Origin of the sequence: Roseateles oligotrophus (assembly GCF_025717515.1) — a bacterium.
Lineage (GTDB): Bacteria > Pseudomonadota > Gammaproteobacteria > Burkholderiales > Burkholderiaceae_C > Paucibacter_A > Paucibacter_A oligotrophus.
Window position 1 is genome coordinate 227,818 of record NZ_JAJIRN010000005.1, and the last position, 16,487, is coordinate 244,304.

General features: G+C 65.0%; 14 protein-coding genes. 2 read left to right on the forward strand and 12 right to left on the reverse strand.

The window, feature by feature from the left end; translation table 11 throughout:
• Window positions 1-56: 56 nt before the first annotated feature.
• Together LNV07_RS12320 and LNV07_RS12325 are read left to right on the forward strand one after the other, a co-directional pair.
• Complete coding sequence (locus LNV07_RS12320; RefSeq protein WP_263571458.1) at window positions 57-1,733, forward strand: formate--tetrahydrofolate ligase; 1,677 nt, start codon at window positions 57-59, stop codon at window positions 1,731-1,733.
• A gap of 59 nt (window positions 1,734-1,792) precedes the next feature.
• Window positions 1,793-2,482 carry a response regulator transcription factor gene (locus LNV07_RS12325; protein ID WP_263571459.1) on the forward strand — a complete coding sequence of 230 codons (690 nt, stop codon included), beginning with the start codon at window positions 1,793-1,795 and terminating at the stop codon, window positions 2,480-2,482.
• 17 nt (window positions 2,483-2,499) lie between these two features.
• Here LNV07_RS12325 and LNV07_RS12330 read toward each other — a convergent pair whose 3' ends face one another.
• From LNV07_RS12330 to LNV07_RS12385, 12 genes are all read right to left on the reverse strand, one after another.
• Window positions 2,500-3,273, reverse strand: a complete 774-nt coding sequence (locus LNV07_RS12330; protein ID WP_263571460.1) for a PilZ domain-containing protein — start codon at window positions 3,271-3,273, stop codon at window positions 2,500-2,502.
• The gene (locus LNV07_RS12335) at window positions 3,270-3,791 is read right to left on the reverse strand and encodes a serine O-acetyltransferase (RefSeq protein WP_263571461.1); all 522 of its coding nucleotides are present in this window, start codon (window positions 3,789-3,791) and stop codon (window positions 3,270-3,272) included. Before LNV07_RS12335 ends, LNV07_RS12330 begins: the two co-directional genes overlap by 4 nt.
• 33 nt (window positions 3,792-3,824) lie before the next feature.
• Complete coding sequence (locus LNV07_RS12340; RefSeq protein ID WP_263571462.1) at window positions 3,825-4,802, reverse strand: glycosyltransferase family 2 protein; 978 nt, start codon at window positions 4,800-4,802, stop codon at window positions 3,825-3,827.
• 11 nt (window positions 4,803-4,813) lie between these two features.
• Complete coding sequence (locus LNV07_RS12345; protein ID WP_263571463.1) at window positions 4,814-5,989, reverse strand: glycosyltransferase family 2 protein; 1,176 nt, start codon at window positions 5,987-5,989, stop codon at window positions 4,814-4,816.
• The gene (locus tag LNV07_RS12350; protein WP_263571464.1) at window positions 5,989-7,320 is read right to left on the reverse strand and encodes a glycosyltransferase; all 1,332 of its coding nucleotides are present in this window, start codon (window positions 7,318-7,320) and stop codon (window positions 5,989-5,991) included. The genes LNV07_RS12345 and LNV07_RS12350 overlap by 1 nt, the downstream gene beginning before the upstream one ends.
• 103 nt (window positions 7,321-7,423) lie before the next feature.
• Window positions 7,424-8,710, reverse strand: coding sequence for a glycosyltransferase (locus LNV07_RS12355; protein WP_263571465.1), 1,287 nt, complete (start codon window positions 8,708-8,710; stop codon window positions 7,424-7,426).
• Window positions 8,707-9,291 carry an acyltransferase gene (locus tag LNV07_RS12360; protein ID WP_263571466.1) on the reverse strand — a complete coding sequence of 195 codons (585 nt, stop codon included), beginning with the start codon at window positions 9,289-9,291 and terminating at the stop codon, window positions 8,707-8,709. The genes LNV07_RS12355 and LNV07_RS12360 overlap by 4 nt, the downstream gene beginning before the upstream one ends.
• Entirely contained in the window at window positions 9,291-10,307 is a 1,017-nt protein-coding gene (locus LNV07_RS12365; RefSeq protein WP_263571467.1) for a glycosyltransferase family 2 protein, read from the reverse strand. The genes LNV07_RS12360 and LNV07_RS12365 overlap by 1 nt, the downstream gene beginning before the upstream one ends.
• The gene (locus tag LNV07_RS12370; protein ID WP_263571468.1) at window positions 10,304-11,362 is read right to left on the reverse strand and encodes a glycosyltransferase family 4 protein; all 1,059 of its coding nucleotides are present in this window, start codon (window positions 11,360-11,362) and stop codon (window positions 10,304-10,306) included. Before LNV07_RS12370 ends, LNV07_RS12365 begins: the two co-directional genes overlap by 4 nt.
• Window positions 11,363-11,478: 116 nt before the next feature.
• Window positions 11,479-13,773 carry a SpoIIE family protein phosphatase gene (locus LNV07_RS12375; RefSeq protein ID WP_263571469.1) on the reverse strand — a complete coding sequence of 765 codons (2,295 nt, stop codon included), beginning with the start codon at window positions 13,771-13,773 and terminating at the stop codon, window positions 11,479-11,481.
• Window positions 13,774-13,825: 52 nt separating this feature from the next.
• Window positions 13,826-14,818 (reverse strand): SLBB domain-containing protein, encoded by a 993-nt coding sequence (locus tag LNV07_RS12380; RefSeq protein ID WP_263571470.1) that lies wholly within the window; start codon window positions 14,816-14,818, stop codon window positions 13,826-13,828.
• Window positions 14,815-16,476 carry a lipopolysaccharide biosynthesis protein gene (locus tag LNV07_RS12385; protein ID WP_263571471.1) on the reverse strand — a complete coding sequence of 554 codons (1,662 nt, stop codon included), beginning with the start codon at window positions 16,474-16,476 and terminating at the stop codon, window positions 14,815-14,817. Before LNV07_RS12385 ends, LNV07_RS12380 begins: the two co-directional genes overlap by 4 nt.
• Window positions 16,477-16,487 lie beyond the last annotated feature (11 nt).

Consider the following 16,487-nt stretch of genomic DNA (forward strand, 5'->3'; position numbering starts at 1 on the left):
TACCGGACCTTGCCGTTTTTTTTGTTTTGGACCAAGCTCAATACAAGGACGCCAGGATGCCCACCGACATCGAAATTGCCCAAGCCGCTACCCTGCAAAAGATTCTGCCGCTGGCCAGTCGCCGGCTGGATATCCCCGAGGATTCGCTCAGCCCTTATGGTCACTTCAAGGCCAAGCTGAGTCTGGATGAGGTCAAACGCCTGAGCGGCCGCCCGGATGGGCATTTGATCCTGGTAACCGCGATTTCGCCGACCCCGCCTGGTGAAGGCAAGACGACCACCACGGTCGGTCTGGGCGATGGCCTGAACCACATCGGCAAGCAGGCGATGATCTGTCTGCGTGAACCCTCCTTGGGCCCATGCTTCGGCATGAAAGGCGGCGCGGCCGGCGGAGGGCGTGCGCAAGTCGTGCCGATGGAAGACATCAATCTGCATTTCACCGGCGACTTCCATGCCATTGGCCTGGCCAATAACTTGTTAGCCGCGCTGATCGACAATCACATCCACCATGGCAATGCGCTGCAACTGGATGTGCGCCGCATCACCTGGCGCCGGGTCGTTGACATGAATGATCGCTCGCTGCGCGATATCAATGTGGCCTTGGGTGGGCCGGGCAACGGCTACCCGCGGCAAGACGGTTTTGACATCGTGGTGGCCTCCGAGGTGATGGCGATTGTTTGCCTGGCCACCTCGCTGGCCGATCTGAAGCGGCGCCTGGGCAATATCGTGGTCGGCTACACCAGCCAGAAACAGCCGGTGACAGCGCGCGATTTGAAGGCCGACGGCGCGATGGCGGCCTTGCTGAAGGATGCGTTGGCGCCGAATCTGGTGCAGACCCTGGAGGGCAATCTGGCCTTTGTACACGGTGGGCCTTTCGCCAATATTGCGCATGGCTGTAACTCCTTGATCGCGACTCAGACGGCGCTGAAGTTGGCCGACTATGTGGTCACCGAGGCCGGCTTTGGCGCCGACCTCGGCGCCGAAAAATTCATCGACATCAAATGCCGCAAGGGCGGCTTGAAGCCGGCCTGTGCGGTCTTGGTGGCAACGGTGCGCGCCTTGAAATACCACGGCGGCGCCGACCCCAAAAAACCCGGCAGCGACAGCTTGGAGGCGCTCGAACATGGCTTGGAGAATCTGCGACGCCATGTCGAGAACATTCAAAGCCATTACGGTTTGCCGGTGATCGTCTCCATCAATCGCTTTGACAAGGACCAGCCCGACGAAATCGCCCTGATCGACGGTTTTTGCGCCGAATTGGGTGTTGCCTGCGTGCTGGCCACCCATTGGGCCGATGGCGGGGCAGGCGCGGCTGATCTGGCCCGCGCCGTGGTTGAGGCCTGCGAGCAGGGCGCAGCCAAAGCGGCCGGCCTGTACGCCGATGCCGACAGCTTGGCCGACAAAATTCGCTCGGTGGCCAGCAAGATCTACAAGGCTGCCGAGGTCGTGTTCGAGCCAAAAGCGCAGGCGCAAATGCTCGAATGGCAGGCCGCCGGCCACGGGGGATTCCCGGTCTGCATTGCCAAGACCCAGTATTCTTTCAGCACCAACCCGATGTTGCGTGGCGCTCCCAGCGGGCACACCTTGCATGTTCGCGAGCTGCGTCTGAACGCCGGGGCCGAGTTTGTTGTCGCCATTTGCGGCGACATCATGACCATGCCCGGCCTGCCCAAGCTGCCCTCGGCCGAGCGCATTGATGTGGATGATGGCGGCCGCATCTCGGGGCTGTTCTGAGCCTAGCCCAGGGCGGCGATACTGGGGGCCGAGTCAAACTTTCATCATGGGTTTCACAGATGCATATCGGACTGGCTGAAGACGATCCCGAACAACTGGCGCTGCTGAGCTTGTGGCTGACCGACGCCCAGCACACGGTTCAGGGCTATGGCACCCGCGCCGACTTTATTGCCGCCTTGGGCAAGGAACGTTTTGATCTGCTCTTGGTCGACTGGATGCTGCCGGATGGCACCGGCGCCGATGTCTTGCAATGGACGCGGACGAATCTGGGCTGGGAGTTGCCCATCTTGGTGTTGACCGTGCGCGATGACGAGCAAACCGTGGTGATTGCCTTGCAAGCGGGTGCCGATGACTACGTCGTGAAGCCGGCCAAGCCGCTGGAGTTGCTGGCCCGTGTGGCCGCATTGGGCCGGCGCGTGCAGCGGGGCGCCTTGCCGGTCTTGCGTCTGGGTGCGTTTGAGATCGATATTCAGCGTCAGCGTCTTGCCTTGGATGGTGAGCCGGTGGCGATGACGCAAAAGGAGTTCGATCTGTCGGTCTATCTGTTTCAGAACCCCGGCAAACTCTTGTCGCGGGATCACCTGCTCAACAAGATTTGGGGCCTCAACACCGAGGTCGATACCCGCACGGTGGATACCCATATCAGCCGCTTGCGCAAGAAGTTAGGGCTGGACGGCAGCAAGGGTTGGAAGCTGGTGCCGGTTTACGGTGTCGGCTACCGTTTTGAGCGAAGCACCGAGAGTCTCTAAGCAGTCTCCGAATTTGCTCATTCCAGGCGAGGCAAGCCCATTTCTGCCTGTGTCGCAAGCAACCAGCGGCGCAGCGAGCGGATATGTTCGGGCTGAATGCCGATCAGCCGCGCACCTACCGTGCAGCAGTTGCCCGCGGCCACGGTCAGCAGTCGCTTGTGCACCACTTGGAGCAAAGGAATCGGCAAGTCGTCCTGACCCAGATGCAGCCGCACTTGCTTGAGATCCGTCGGCCCCTGCCACTCTTTGGCCTTCAGCAAGAGCCCGGCGCCTTCTTCGCTGAGGTCACGCAAGGCCAGCTTCTCGGTCAAACCCTGGCAGCTGATGCTGGCATGCTGGAGCAGGCCCATGCTGCCTTTGCCGCAGAGCCGAAAGTGGCGGCGCGATTGCATGCGGAGCAGTTCGGTTGGCAGGTTCGCGGCGACCAGCCAATTGCCTATGATTCTTGCGCCATGCAGCGAGAACAGCAGTACGCCGGATTCGCTGGCGGCACTGATATTGACCCTGGCCAGCGCAGCCTCAGAGAAGGTGACCGCAGAGAGCAGGCAGTCCTCATGAACTCGCACCGCCAGACCATGTTCGCCATAGGTCTGCAGGTCGCCGGTGGCCATCAGGCGGCCGTCCTTGCTTTGCAGCACCACTTGGCGGCGCGACCGGGAGATTGCGCTCAGCAGTTGGCCAATTTGCCGCGCGTCGCGCAGCATCAATTCATCGGCCGGGATATGCGCTTGAGGTTCAGCTTGGGAACGCCAGAGTTGTCGCAAGCAGCGGATAGGGTTGCCGATTTTCATAGGGCCTCCTGCAGCGCGGGTTGACGATGTTTGATGCGTGCGGGCACGCCGACTGCCAAAGCGCCGGCGGGCACGTCACAGAGCACGACCGCATTGGCGCCAATCACGGCGTCGGCGCCAATCCGCACCGGCCCCAGAATCTTGGCCCCCGCGCCGATGTCGACCCGGTCGCCTATCACCGGGGCGCCGGGCACGCCGGTGCGACGCAAACCCAACGTGACGCCGTGGCGCAGCGTCACGTCATCTCCTATCACCGTATCCCCACTGACGATGATGCCGCCGAAATGCTCAATCAGCAGGCGCCTGCCTACCCGCGTTTCGCAGGGCAGATCCACCCCGGTTGTGATTTGAATCCAGATCTTCAAGAATTTGTACAGCAGCGACAGTGGCCGCCGCAGCAGGGCGGGGCGCACCTTGTAGCGCCAGCGCCCGAAGCGGTAAACCGCCATCACCCAGACACCCTGGCGCCAGGGGTCGCGCTGGTGCGCAGCAAAGTCTTCGCGCAAATTATTGAACATGATCGTTCTGCCGCTGAGTTTGATCGTTCAGGGCTACCAGGGCCGGGGCGGCGCTACCCGTCCGCCCAGGGTGTCGCGCCAGGCCCGCGCCAGCAGGCCCTGCTGCAGCGTGGACTCTTGCGCCTTTTCCGTTTGTCCCTTGCGCAAGGCCAACAGGGCACGCAGCGCATGCCAGCCGCGTTCCAGACGGTTTACACACCAGGCTGCCAGCCAACCGTGATTCTTGCGGTAATAGAGCAGGCCGCTGCGGGCTCTCCACAAGGTCAGTTGGGCGCCGGCCTTGGCGACGGTTTCGCCCTGCACCGTGCGGGCCGACTCGCCGCCGATGTGGCGCACCCTCAGCTCTGGCCAGTACATCACGCCGTAGCCTGCGGCCTGAATGCGGCGGCATAAATCCACCTCCTCGTAGTACAAGAAGAAGCGTTCATCAAAGCCGCTCAAGAGCTCGAACAGATCATGCCGAATCAGCGCAAAAGCACCCGGCACCCAGTCCACCGCAGCGCTTTTAGCCGGGTCGGCCCAGCTGCGGTCCAGATGCCCGAACCAGCGTGAGCGAGGGAACTTGGCCGCCAGTCCGCTCAGCACAATCGCCTCCTGGGGCAGACTGGGGAACATCCGTGCGCTGGGCTGAATGCGCCCTTGTTCGTCCCGCAGTTGGCCGCCAGCCAAGCCGACTCCCGCATCGCTATTCATCAAGGTCAGGCCGCGTGCGATGGTGCCGGGCTCGGGCAGCGCGTCCGGGTTGAGTAAGAGCAGATGGCGGCCCGTGGCGGCGCGAGCCGCCAGGTTGTTGGCGGCCGCAAAGCCAAGGTTATGGGCGCTGCGCAGCAGGCGCACCCAGGGAAAGTCTTTCTCCACCAACTCGGCACTGCCGTCGTGTGAGGCGTTGTCTACCACCAGCACTTCTGCATTCAACGGCGCCAACTCATGCTTCAATAAATGCAGCAAGGCGGGCAAGAGACGGTGTGAGTTGTAGCTCACGATCAGAACCGACAAGTCTTGGCTGTACATCTTGGGCTCCTTCAGTTTTGACGGCGGGCGCTGCGCACCCATTTGGCGTTAGGGCGGGCATTGCGCCAGATGCTGGCCAGCAGACTGAGCTTCCACAGCAGATAGCCGGGCACGGTCAGCAAGGCCCTCAGATGGGCGCGGCCGGCGCGGATCAGCAGCAAGGCCAATCCGACATGCAGGCTCAGGGTCACCAAGCCCGCCACGGCCACTGCCTGCAGCAGCGATCCGGCCAAGCCCAGCCCCAAGAGCAGCAAGGCCAGGTGCCAGGCCAGTGGCAGCAGGCACAAATCCATCAAGGGGTCCAGCGCCCGCCACTGCCCGCGCAATAGCGCGCCCATCAAGGGGCCCGCATGTTCGCGCAGCAAGCGCAGGCGCCCACCTTCCCAACGGGCACGCTGCTGAGCGGCCTGAGCGCGGCCTTCGGGCATATCGCCTCTGACCTGCGCATCGTCGACCCAATGCACCCGCAGACCCGCCTGCACCATCATTTGGTGGTATTCCACATCCTCGACGATGGAGCGCGCGCTATAGGGCAAATGCTGGAGCGTGCGGCGCGACAAGGCAAAGCCATTGCCCAAGATGCCGGCCGACAAGCCGAGTGCCGAGCGGCCGCGCGGGCGCAGCACATTCCAGGCGCCCAGGGCCACATCGCCCAAGCTGGCGCGCTGACTGCTCAAGGGGTCGCGCACGCCATAGCGGCATTGCAGCGCATCGACCTCGGCGCCCATGTGCGCGCGCATCGCTTGCAAGAAACCGGGCTCCACATCGGTGTCGGCGTCGATGATGATGAACCAATCGGCGTTTTGAATGCGCTCGAACGCGTATTGCAGCGCGTGGCCTTTGCCTCGTTGTGCGGCATCAAAGCGTTCCAGCACCGTAACGCCGAAATCGCGTGCCAGTGCCGCGGTATCGTCGTCGCAATTGTCGGCCACTACCACGATGCGGGTGCTTGCTTGACTGCCGGAGTCGCCGCTCAGATCCGCGCGCAGGCTCTGCAAGGTGCGCAACAAACCGCTCGATTCGTTGTGCGCAGGGACCAGCACGACAATCTTGAGTGGCTGACGCTTGCTTTTTCCAGCGGCTCCGTTTGCCGGCCAAGCCGCGGCCAGACTGAGTGCGCTCAGGTACAGGCTGCCAGGTATGGTCAGGGCGCTGGCCAAACCGCCGATGCATTGCAGGGCGTCCATCAAATTGCTCCTTGGGTGCAAACTGCACCGCCGGCCTTCAAGCTGGCGCCGACCCCGACCCCGACCCCAACCCCAACATCCGGCAAGGTGCTGAAAATTTCGGCCAATGCGCCAATGTTCTTGCGCAGCTGAAAGCCGCGCTCCACTCGCAAGCGGCCTTCGGTGGCCAGGCGCTGGCGCAGGCCGGCGTCTTCGATCAAGCGCTGCAATTGCCGGGTCAATGCGGCCACATCGCCGGGCGCGGCCAGCAAGCCACTGCGCTCATGTTCGAGCAGCTCCGGGATGCCCATCACCGGGCAACTGACACAGGGCAGGCCGCTGGCCATTGCCTCCATCAGCACCACCGGAATTCCCTCGGCCAGGCTCGGCAAAACAAAGGCATCGGCGCGGCCCAGTTCCCCGCTGACCTGTTGCTGGTTCAGCGAGCCGGTGAAGCTGACGACGCTGCTCAAGCCGAGCGTTTTCACGCTGTCTTTCAAGCGTGTCATATCGGGCCCGTCGCCCACCAGGGTGAGGGCAAAGTCGAGCCGGCGCTGGCGCAATTCCGCGCAGGCTTGCAAGAGCAAGACCTGACCCTTGGCGGGAGTCAAACGACCGATGCACAGCAAGCGCAGCGGCCCGGGTGCTCGCTCCTCCAGCCTGGGGCGAAAGCGCGCCAGGTCCACGCCCAGCCGGCACAGCTGCAGCTTGGGCCATTGCGTGGGCGGGGTCAGGCGCATCAACTGGCTGCGAGCGAACTGGCTGATGCAGACAACCTGGTCGGCGCTGTGCACCTTCTGGCGCAACAGTTGGCCGGGCACATCGTCGAACTCGTCCGGTCCGTGAATCGTGATGGACAGGCCGGCGCCGCTGAGCGTCTTGACCAGCATGCCGACCGTTGCCGCCGCATTGCCGAAATGGACATGCAAATGCTTGAGTTGGCGGCGCTCCATCCAGCGCACCACCATGGCGGCCTCGACCGCATAGGCCAGCGCATAGAGGCGCTTGAAACCCTGGCCCATGCCCAGCGCCCCATAAACGGTGCGGGCCAGGGCCAGCGGTCTTGTCAGCAGCATCTTCAACAACGCCAACAGCGCGCCGGGCAGGCCATGCTGCTTGATGCCGTAGGTGTGGCTCGCCTCCTCGTGCTCGTCCGGGCTCATGTCGGCGCGGTCGCGGTCGGGGGCGTTGATGGATGCCACCTCGACGCGCATGCCCAGCGCGCGCAAGCCCATCACCTCGCGCAGGATGAAGGTATGCGAGACGGCCGGATAGCGGCTGACCAGATAGGCGATGGCGCCGAGCTCCTCGTCGGCGACGCCGCGAGTGCTTGGGGGGCGGGGGTTGTGCATGGGGGCTTCCTTGCTCGAACTGCCAGGGCTTTGGCATGACTCGATTAAAGGGCTTGCGAGGTCCGAAGTTGTGGCAAGACTGCAAACCCTGCCGGCTTGCTGCTCAAGCCGGCGTCACGCTGGCCAAGACGTTTGAATACACCGCCTCGGCCGCATCCAGCTTGGCGGCCCAGCTGTGCCGGGCCAAGACGCGCTGGCGGCCACACTCACCTTTGGCGCGGGCCAGTTCGGGGGCGGCGTGGGCCTCAAGAAGTGCCGCCTGCAGCCCGGCAACGGCCGTCTCGGTGTCATCCATGGGCACGCACCAACCCACTTGCTCGTCCACGATCTCGGCCGGTCCGCCAAACTTCATCGCGATGACGGGCCGCCCGCAGGCCATCGCTTCAAGCAGCACGGCGCCGCCCGATTCGCGCACCGAGGGCAGGCAAAAAACCTGGCAGCGTTGCATGGCCTCGGCCACCCCCGGCGCAGCCAGTGCACCGCGCCAGTTGATGCAGCCGCTCAAACCCAATGCTTCGGCATCGGCCTGCCATTGCGCCCGCATCGGGCCCTCGCCCACCACCTCCAGCTCAAAGCGGGTGCCGCCTACCTGCAGCCGCGCCATCGCCCGCAGCAGCAGCGGCAAGGCCTTGACGGCAACCAGGCGGCCGACGAAACAGATCCGTAACGCATTGCCTTGGCGGTAGGAGTGCGCCGGTACCGCCGCGCAATTGAAGGCCTGCGGATCAACGCCGTTCTCCAGCATATTGATGGCGCTGGATCGCTGGCGGGATGGCAGCGCGGCGCGGGTGGCGGCGGTTGCCACCAGCACCGCCCGGCTATGGCGCAACGAGCCCAACACCGCCTCAAGCAGACGCGGCAGCAGCCGCAAGCGGCTCAAGCCCATTGCGTCGTCGCGCAGCAGGCTCTCAAAACCCGCCGGTACCGGCAAGCCGCAGTTGAGCGGGCCGCGCACCACCGGCAAGCCCAGTCGGTGCAGCCGGGTCGGCGCCGACACCGTCACCGGGGTCACCAGGTGCAGCAATTGCCAGGCCTGGCTTGCGGCTTGCTGCCCTTGCAGCAAGCTGAGCCGGCGCAGCGCCAAGGCGTCGAACAAAAACCAGTCCAGTTGCGACAGCATGAAGACCGCATGCTCGCTGCGCGGAAACAGGCGTTTGGCCAAGCGGTACAAGGGGCCGGCGAACCATTCGGTGTCGATATAGATGACGCGCGCCTGGGCCGGCAAGGGCGGCGCGGCCTCGATGGCGGCGCGGTTGCGCACATGGGTGACCAGGGTGGTCGGGCGGCGCTCAGTCATGCCGCTGAACCATTGCCAGCCGATCTGCGACACCGAGCCCAGGCCGGGGCCGCATTGGTAGGCCACCATCAGCAAGGGGGCGGCGGCGCTCATGCGGCCTCCACCTTGCGTCTCGCCAAGGGGCGGGCCGGCACACCGCCGACCCGCTCGCCGGCCGCCACATCCCGGTTGACCACCGCATTGGCGGCCACCACCGCGCCGTCGCCGATGCTGACGCCGGCCAGAACCACCGCACCGCGCCCGATCCAGACCTCGCGCCCTATCGTGATCGGCGCCGCGAGGTGGCCGCAATCGCGCAGCGGCCCTTGCCCGCGCAGGTGGTTGGCGTCGCGCAGGCTGGCGTATTCGCCAATCATGCTGCCCGCGCCGATGCTGAGCCCGGCATAGGCAACCAGATGTACGCCGCGTGACAGCACCACCCGGTCGCCGATGCTGATGTGGCCGGCTTCGCGGGTCTCCCAGTACTGGCCCGGGTAGAGGTAGAGCTGCCGGCCCAGGTCGATGCGGCGCGTGCCGTGCAGTTCCACCGTCCCCAGGCTGACCACCGAGGAGTCGACTGCAGGGCCCAAGTCGGCCCGCAGTCGGGCGTGAGACCACAGGCGCAGGCAGGCCGGCCCGAGCCGATTGCACAGCCGCGCCAAGGGCAGAAGCAAAGCGGTCAACAGCGCTTTCATCACATCACCTGCTTGTATTCGATCAGGCTGGGTGCTTGGCGCGTGCGCTGCAAACGCCACCAGTGCAGTTGGCCGAACAAGATCGGGATCTGCTGCAGATGGGAGTGCAACGCGTAACACCAAGCCAGCACGGCGCTTTGCGGGCATTTCCAGCGGCAGCGCTGTGCGGAGCGCCCCAGTAAAAAGAGGCTGAACAGCAGCCAGGCAGCAGCCAGCCAAGGCAGCCATGCCAAGCTCATCCCGAGCACCAGCGGCCAGGCCAGCAAGGCCGCCGCATGGCGGCGATTGCGCTGCACCTCGGCCGACCAGAGCGGGTCGGCCGTGCGCCGATAGCGCGCCGCGACCTGCGCGTAGGCCAGTCCGGCCCGTTCGGCCCGCCGCCACCAGGCGCGCAGCGTCGTGATGGCCAGATCATGCCTGGTCATCGGCGTGTCGAGATGCTCGATCTGCCAGCCGAGTTCGCGCAGGCGCCGGCTCAGTTCGGGCTCCTCGCCGGCCACCAGTTGATCGTCAAAGCCGTCAACGATAGCCAGTGCAATCCGCCGCACCAGCGCATCGCCGCCGAAGTAGGGCACGCGCCCGGCATCAAAGATCCAGTCGAGATCCAGCACCCTTGTATAGATCGATTGGCGTGGATTCATCTCCCGTCTGTGGCCCCAGACCGCCGCCACGCAGGGGTCGGCCAAGGAGGGCAAGGCTTGCGACAGAAAGTGCGGCTCCAGCAAGGTGTCGCCGTCCAGGAACAGCACCAGATTTCCTCTTGCGGCCCGCCAGCCGATATTGCGGCCTGCCGCGGCGCAGGGCTTGGCGTCACCCAAGCCATAGACCGCAGCGCCCATGCTGCGCGCCAAGGCCGGGCTGCCGTCTTGCGAATGAGAGTCCACATAGATCAGCTCGCGCCGCAGGCCTAACCAGTCGGCCGCATGGACCGATGCCAGGCAGGCCTGCAGGCGTTCGCCTTCGTTGCGGCCTATCACCACCACCGAGATGTCAATGGTCGGGTCTTGATGGTTCATGCTGCACCTCGCAGGAGTTGGACATAACGTGGCAACAGGCGCCGGGGGTTGAAATCCTGCTCCAGCGAGCGCTGGCCCGCTGCGGCGCGCCGGTTCAAATCAGCCGCGCTGGCCCGGCTGATTTGCAGCAGGCGTTGACCCAGGGCTACGGCGTCATTGGCGCTGAAATGCCAGCCGTTATCGCCATGGCGAACGATTTCGGCGGCGCCGCCGCTGTTGGGTACCAAAACCGGCACGCCGGCCTCGAAGGCCTCCAGCAAGACCAGCCCGAACGGCTCCTCTGGGCAGGTGTGCAGCAGCAAATCTGCCGTGGCCAAGGCCTGGGAAGCGTCGGCCACAAAGCCGTGCAGACGGACATTGGGGTGTTTGCGGGCGCGCTGGCGCAGCAGCTCGGCCTCCTCGCCGGAACCGTAGACATCAAAGTGCAGCTGGCTCAGCTCGGGCGTGCGGTCCAGCGCATCCAGCAGCAGGCCGACACGCTTGATGCGGTCCAACCGGGTGAGCATCAAGACGCGCCTGAGTCCGCCCTGTTCGAAGCGCGGGCGCAAGGGCCTTTTTTGCTGCGCTTCATCACGCGGGGGGAGGAAGTTATGGATCACCTCGATCCGGTGCTGTGGCACCCCATGTGCCAACAGGCGCTGGCGCACGAAGTCTGAAACCGCGACTTGCTTGATTTGCCAGCCGGACAATAGACGTTTGCGGCCATAACTTAATAATTCATCGGTTCCTCCGTGCACCATATGCAGATGCGCACCGCGCCCGAGGCACAGGCGCTGCAGCAGCCGACCGGCAATCGCCTGCCAGACGCCGGTCGTCAATAAAGCGCTGTGCGGATGCTTGAGCAAATGCCGCAGCAGCATGATCAGCATGGATGCCCGGCTGTGCGCAACCTGGCTTCGCAGGCCGGCGCTGCGGGCGGCTTCATGCACGGGGCCCGGCGGGGCGATCAGCAGGCCGTCAAACTGCTCGCGCAGCGCTTCGACGGTGGCCAGCGCCATGCGCTCGGTGCCGAACAGTTGTCCGCTGTGCAGGACATAGGCCAAGTTGGGCAGCATGTGAAGCCTCCTCGCGTGATGTGCAGGACTTCATTTAAGCGCCGCCGCCCTGAATAGATGTCACAGCATTGCAAACTGTCTGGTCTTGGCGCTCGCTGCGCGCCCGGCCGAGCCGCTCAGTCGCTCAGCCGCTTGTGCAAACGCAGCGTGTTGACGCCGTCGACGTGCAAATAGTCCACCCGGTCACTGGCGCCTCGAATGATGGCTAGGCCAAAGCCACCTTCGGGATAGGCGTCAAAATCGGTCGGTGTCAGCTCCTGCGGCGCCTCAAAAGGGGCACCCAAGTAGACCAACTCGAGCTGCAATTCAGCGTCCTTTTGGCGGGCCAGCAATTCGGCCGGTGCGTCGGCCAGCAGTTGCTGGCCATGCCGCACCACATTCGTGAAGGCTTCCACACAAGCCACTTCCAGCAAACCGCTTGCCAACTCGTCCAGACCGGCGCGGGCGGTCTGGCGCAGCACGAACTCACGCAAGGGCCGCAGCGAGCCCATGCTGAGAGGCAGCTCGATCCGGTTGCTGCTCCGCTTGTCTTGCTGTTTCACGACCACCAGGGTTACATCGTCCTGCATGCTGACCGCCGGCCCCAGCAAGTCGCGCCGCAGACTGTGCAAGACGGCGGCCGGGCTTGTGTGCAGGAGCGCCTGGCGTTGCAGCGCGGCCTTCATGCGCTCATGGCCAACCCGCTCGCCGTCGGCCCGCATGGCGTCGGTGACGCCGTCCGAGCACATGAATAGCAACTCGCCGGGCGCCAGCGGGCGCGTGTCCTGCATATAGTCGGCCGCGTCCAGCACGCCCAGGGGCGGGTGCTGGTTGGGCAGCATCACGCATTGACCATCGGGGCCGACGGCGATGGTTTCTTCATGACCGCAACCGACCCAGGTGATGGTCTGGCGCTCGGTATCGATGCGCAAATAGCACAGGGTGACGAAGGCATCCAGGCTTTGCAGCGCCGGCGTCATTGCGCGGTGCACCGCCGCCACCACATCGGCGGGGCGGGGCAGGTCGCCCGGCGTGCGAGCCTGTGTGAGTAACTCGGCAATCGAGCGGCTGAACTGCAGCTTGGCGCCGGCGCCCATCATCGCTGCAGCCAGGCCCTTGCCCATTACATCGCCGGCGATCAGGTCGACGCAATGCTCGCCCATCTGCATTACCTCGACAAAGTCGCCGTCAATGCCTTGCGAGGCCTGGCTGAAACTGCTGATCTGCAGGCCCTGCAGCTGCGAGGGCGTCGGCGTCACCAGCAGGGTTTGCTGAATCCGGGCACCGACCTGCAGCTCGCGCTGGCGTGCCGCCGACAGCTCGGCCTCGACCCGCCGCCTGGCCGTGATGTCCTGGATGGCGCCGCTCAGCCGCACCGGCCTACCGTCCTGCATATCGGCGCGGCTGACGGCGCGCACCCACAGCTTGCGCCCCTTGGCGGTGATCAGCGGCAGCTCCAGATCGAAGCCCTCGCCGCGCGCAATGCTCAGCTGCATCGCCTCGCGCAGCTGCGCCTGCGCCTCGGGCGCGAAGAACTCGATCGCCTCTTGCAGCGTTGGCTGCTGGCCGGGCTCCAGGTCATGAATGCGCAGGGTTTCGTCGGTCCAGCGCAAATCATGCGATTGCACATCGAACTCCCAGCCGCCGACGCCGCCGATGCGCCCGGTCTTGTTCAGCAATTCGCGGCTGGCGCGCAGCGCCTGCTCGGTCTTGAGCCTTGTGCTGATGTCGCGCAGCGTGGCGGTGAAAATTTCTCCCGCCTCGGTCTTTACCGGCACGATGGTCAGTTCGACCGGGATGTGGCGCCCGTCCGCGCACAAGGCCTCGACTTCGATGCGCTGGTTCAGCAGCTTGGAGATGCCGCTGAGGCGATAGCGATTCATGCCGGCTTTGTGGGCGGCGCGGTGTTGCTTGGGAATCAGGAATTCATGCATGGGCCGGCCCAGCACCTCGGATTCGGCGTAGCCGAACATGCGCTCGGCGGCCGCATTGAAATCCAGCAGCAGGCCAGTTGCGTCGATGCTGACGATGCCGTCGAGCGAGCTCTGCAGCAAGGCCAGCTTGCGGCCATCGCTGTTGCGCGTGGCGGCTTCGGCCCTTGTGAGCTCGCCCCGCATCTTCTCGTCGCTGAGCAGGGCGCGCCGCAGGGCCATGGTGCCGGCCGCCAACATCAGCCAGCCGATGGACATGAAGGCCAGCACCCAGAGCCGCAAATGCTTGAGCTCGGACCAGCTGTGCGCGTCGATCTGCGCTTGGGGCGGCATCTGCAGGCCGATGTGCTGCGTGCCTTGAATGCTCAGCTCATAGAGCTCATAGGCAATGAAGGCGGCGGTCAGCGCGCCCATCAAGCCCGCCATCAGCCAGGCCGCCGTCAGCAGTTGCCGCAGGCGTGGTGTGCTCACCTTCTTGGTCTGGGCGCTGCGGTTTTCCATGCTCAGTGTGACAAAGCGAGGGTCGATTGATCTTGCATAAACTCGGACGAGCTCAGTTGCCGAGGGCCAGGCCCAGGGTCAGGAACGACAAGCCGGCCGAGAGCTGACGCGTAACATAACCGAACTCCGCGATGCCGCTCTTGGGAACAAAGATGACATCGCCTTCTTCGAGCGAGTAATTGACCCGGCGGCTGCCGTCGATCAGCGTTTGAAGATTGATGACTTCGACCTCCTTGCGGGCCGGGCGGTAGATGCCAATTTGCTTGGGCTGCGCATCTTCATTGGGGCCGCCGGCGGTGGCCAGGGCATCCAGGACCGACATGTCGGGGGTCAGGCGATAGGCGCCGGGGCGATGGACGGCACCCAGCACATAGACCATGGTGTCGGCGGAGTCCGGGATGTAGATCAGGTCGCCCGGTTTCATGCGCAGATTCAGGCGCACATCGCCGCCATTGAGCAGGCGCTTCAGGTCGACCCAGATCAGTTTGTCGCGGCCGCGGATGATCGCGCAACGCGTCAGCGTGGCCTGCTTGTCGATGACGGGCAGGGAGCCGGCTTTGGCCAAGGCCTCAAGCAGCGTGGGCATCTTGTCAAAACTGAGCAAGCCCGGGTTGGCCACCCGCCCCAGCACGGTCAGGCGGTTCGAGGTGTATTGCTCGACAGTGAACTGGACCTGCGGCGCCATGTAGAAGCGGTCCAACTGGCGGCCCGCCAGCAAGGCAGCCTCCTCACGCGTCAGCAAGCCGACCTTGGCCGGGCCCGCCAAGGGCAGGGTGATCACGCCGTCGGGGCCCACCACATGGCGCCCCGTCAGCTCGGGGCGACCCCAGACCTGCATGGACAAGATGTCGCCCGAACCGAGTCGGTAGACCGGATCGACCGGCCCCTCCAGCTCCGCCAGCGACTCCGGCGTCGGAAAGTCCACCGATTTGTCGACCGCCTTGAACGGCGGGCTGCGGTTCAGGTCGGGCGGCGCCTGGGTGCTGGAGCAAGCCTGCAGCAAGCAGGCGGCCAGGCAGAGCATGGCGGTCAACAGTGTTTTCATGCGAGTCTCCAAAGGCGCTTTGGCAGGCAGCGCCGGGCGATTGCGCGGCGCTCTGCCGCCTTCAGCAAGAGCGTGCTCAGCAGCAGGGGCAGCGCCAAGCTCCAGAGCAAGAAGGCCAGGCCCAGGCCGAGCAGCAGTTGCGGGCGCTGCGCCGGCGCGGCGAGGCTTTGGCTCAAACTCGAAACCAGACCTTGCGTCAAGACCTGTTCGAGCATGAAGGCCAAGGCATAGGCGATAAATGTGGGCAGCAGAACTTGCCGCGCCAGGTCGACCCATCTGCCCTGCAAATGGCGGTGCGCCCAGGCCAGAAAACTCAAGGCGGCCGCGCATTGCGCCAGGCATAAGGCCATGGCCAGCGGCATCAACTGGATGGCTGGCGCGGGCTGGCCGGCCGAAGACGGCGATAACAAACAATAGGCGATGGCCAAGGCGAGGGCGGCCAGCCGCAGGCCATGGTAGATGAAATCGGGGCCTAACTCGCCCCGCCCACGTGCCACGGCGGTGGCCGGGCCGGTCAGCATATGGGCATGCAGGCCTATCGTCAGCCACAACATCAGCGGTGCAACCAGGGCAGAAGCTTCGCCCGGGCCCAACCACGCATGCACCAGCGGCTGTGCAAACAGCGCCAAGAATGGCATCACCCAGGCCAGGCTCGCCACACTCAGGCGGCTGGCATCCTCATAGACCCGGCGCAGCGCGGCGCGGGCCTGCGCGTTGTCGCTCGCGTCATGCCGGGCCGCCGCCGACACGGCCACCCCGCTGACGCTGGCGGTGGCGGCCGAGGCCGTCACCGGCAGCTTGGAGGCCAGATCGAACAAGGCGGCGGCCTGCGGGCCGATCAGGCTGCCCGCCAGCAAGCGATCGATCGACTGCAGCCCGGTGGCCAACAGGCCCGACAGCTGCATGCCCGCACCATAGGCGAAGAACTGCTTTAGTAGCGCCGGCTCAAACTGCCAGGGCGACAGGCGCAGACCCGGCAAGGCCCGGCAAGCCAACCAGGCATTGGTCAGGGCCGAGAACAGGTAGCGCCCCGCAAAGGCGGCCAGCAAGGCGCGCACGCCCCAGCCCAAGCGCAGGAACAAGACGATCAACAAGGCTTCGACGACAAAGGCTGCGACCCAGACGCGCTGTTCCTGGCGCAGCCGGCCCACCGCATGCAGGACATTGGCAAAGGCACCCAAGCTCATATCGGCGAGGAACACCGCCACCGCGCCGAGCCAGAGATCCCGCGCCAGCTCGCGCTGTTCGGCGGCCACCTTGAACAGGTCCAACAAATGCGGCATGGCCAGATACAGGCCCAGTAAGAGCAGCAGCGCCAGGCTGCCCATCGCCAGCATGCCGGTCGACAGCAGCCGGCCGATGGCGGCCACATCGCCTTGTTGATGGTGCAGGGCGGTCTGGCGTAAATAGATCAAGGAAAAGCCCGAGGCGCACATGCCGATATAGCTGACCAGCACAAAGCAGGTGGACCACAGGCCGTAATCGGCCAGGCCCATATGCAGCAAGGCCAAAGGGGGCAGGGCCACGCGGGTGGCCGCGTAGAGCAGCTTGGCGCCCATGCCGAAGCACATATCGCCGATGCTGCTGGCTGGGGGCGATGGCGCTTGGGGCGGCGCCGGCTGAGGGGCTGGCGGCGAGTTGAGCGTGGCGGTGTTCATGCCTTGCATTG

Excerpts from the sequence above, each read along its gene's own strand:
- LNV07_RS12335 (WP_263571461.1), bottom strand. The coding sequence starts at position 3,791 with ATGTTCAATAATTTGCGCGAAGACTTTGCTGCGCACCAGCGCGACCCC.
- LNV07_RS12345 (WP_263571463.1), bottom strand. The coding sequence starts at position 5,989 with ATGGACGCCCTGCAATGCATCGGCGGTTTGGCCAGCGCCCTGACCATA.
- LNV07_RS12360 (WP_263571466.1), bottom strand. The coding sequence starts at position 9,291 with ATGAAAGCGCTGTTGACCGCTTTGCTTCTGCCCTTGGCGCGGCTGTGC.
- LNV07_RS12320 (WP_263571458.1), top strand. The coding sequence starts at position 57 with ATGCCCACCGACATCGAAATTGCCCAAGCCGCTACCCTGCAAAAGATT.
- LNV07_RS12380 (WP_263571470.1), bottom strand. The coding sequence starts at position 14,818 with ATGAAAACACTGTTGACCGCCATGCTCTGCCTGGCCGCCTGCTTGCTG.
- LNV07_RS12365 (WP_263571467.1), bottom strand. The coding sequence starts at position 10,307 with ATGAACCATCAAGACCCGACCATTGACATCTCGGTGGTGGTGATAGGC.
- LNV07_RS12350 (WP_263571464.1), bottom strand. The coding sequence starts at position 7,320 with ATGCACAACCCCCGCCCCCCAAGCACTCGCGGCGTCGCCGACGAGGAG.
- LNV07_RS12325 (WP_263571459.1), top strand. The coding sequence starts at position 1,793 with ATGCATATCGGACTGGCTGAAGACGATCCCGAACAACTGGCGCTGCTG.
- LNV07_RS12375 (WP_263571469.1), bottom strand. The coding sequence starts at position 13,773 with ATGGAAAACCGCAGCGCCCAGACCAAGAAGGTGAGCACACCACGCCTG.
- LNV07_RS12355 (WP_263571465.1), bottom strand. The coding sequence starts at position 8,710 with ATGAGCGCCGCCGCCCCCTTGCTGATGGTGGCCTACCAATGCGGCCCC.
- LNV07_RS12370 (WP_263571468.1), bottom strand. The coding sequence starts at position 11,362 with ATGCTGCCCAACTTGGCCTATGTCCTGCACAGCGGACAACTGTTCGGC.
- LNV07_RS12330 (WP_263571460.1), bottom strand. The coding sequence starts at position 3,273 with ATGAAAATCGGCAACCCTATCCGCTGCTTGCGACAACTCTGGCGTTCC.
- LNV07_RS12385 (WP_263571471.1), bottom strand. The coding sequence starts at position 16,476 with ATGAACACCGCCACGCTCAACTCGCCGCCAGCCCCTCAGCCGGCGCCG.
- LNV07_RS12340 (WP_263571462.1), bottom strand. The coding sequence starts at position 4,802 with ATGTACAGCCAAGACTTGTCGGTTCTGATCGTGAGCTACAACTCACAC.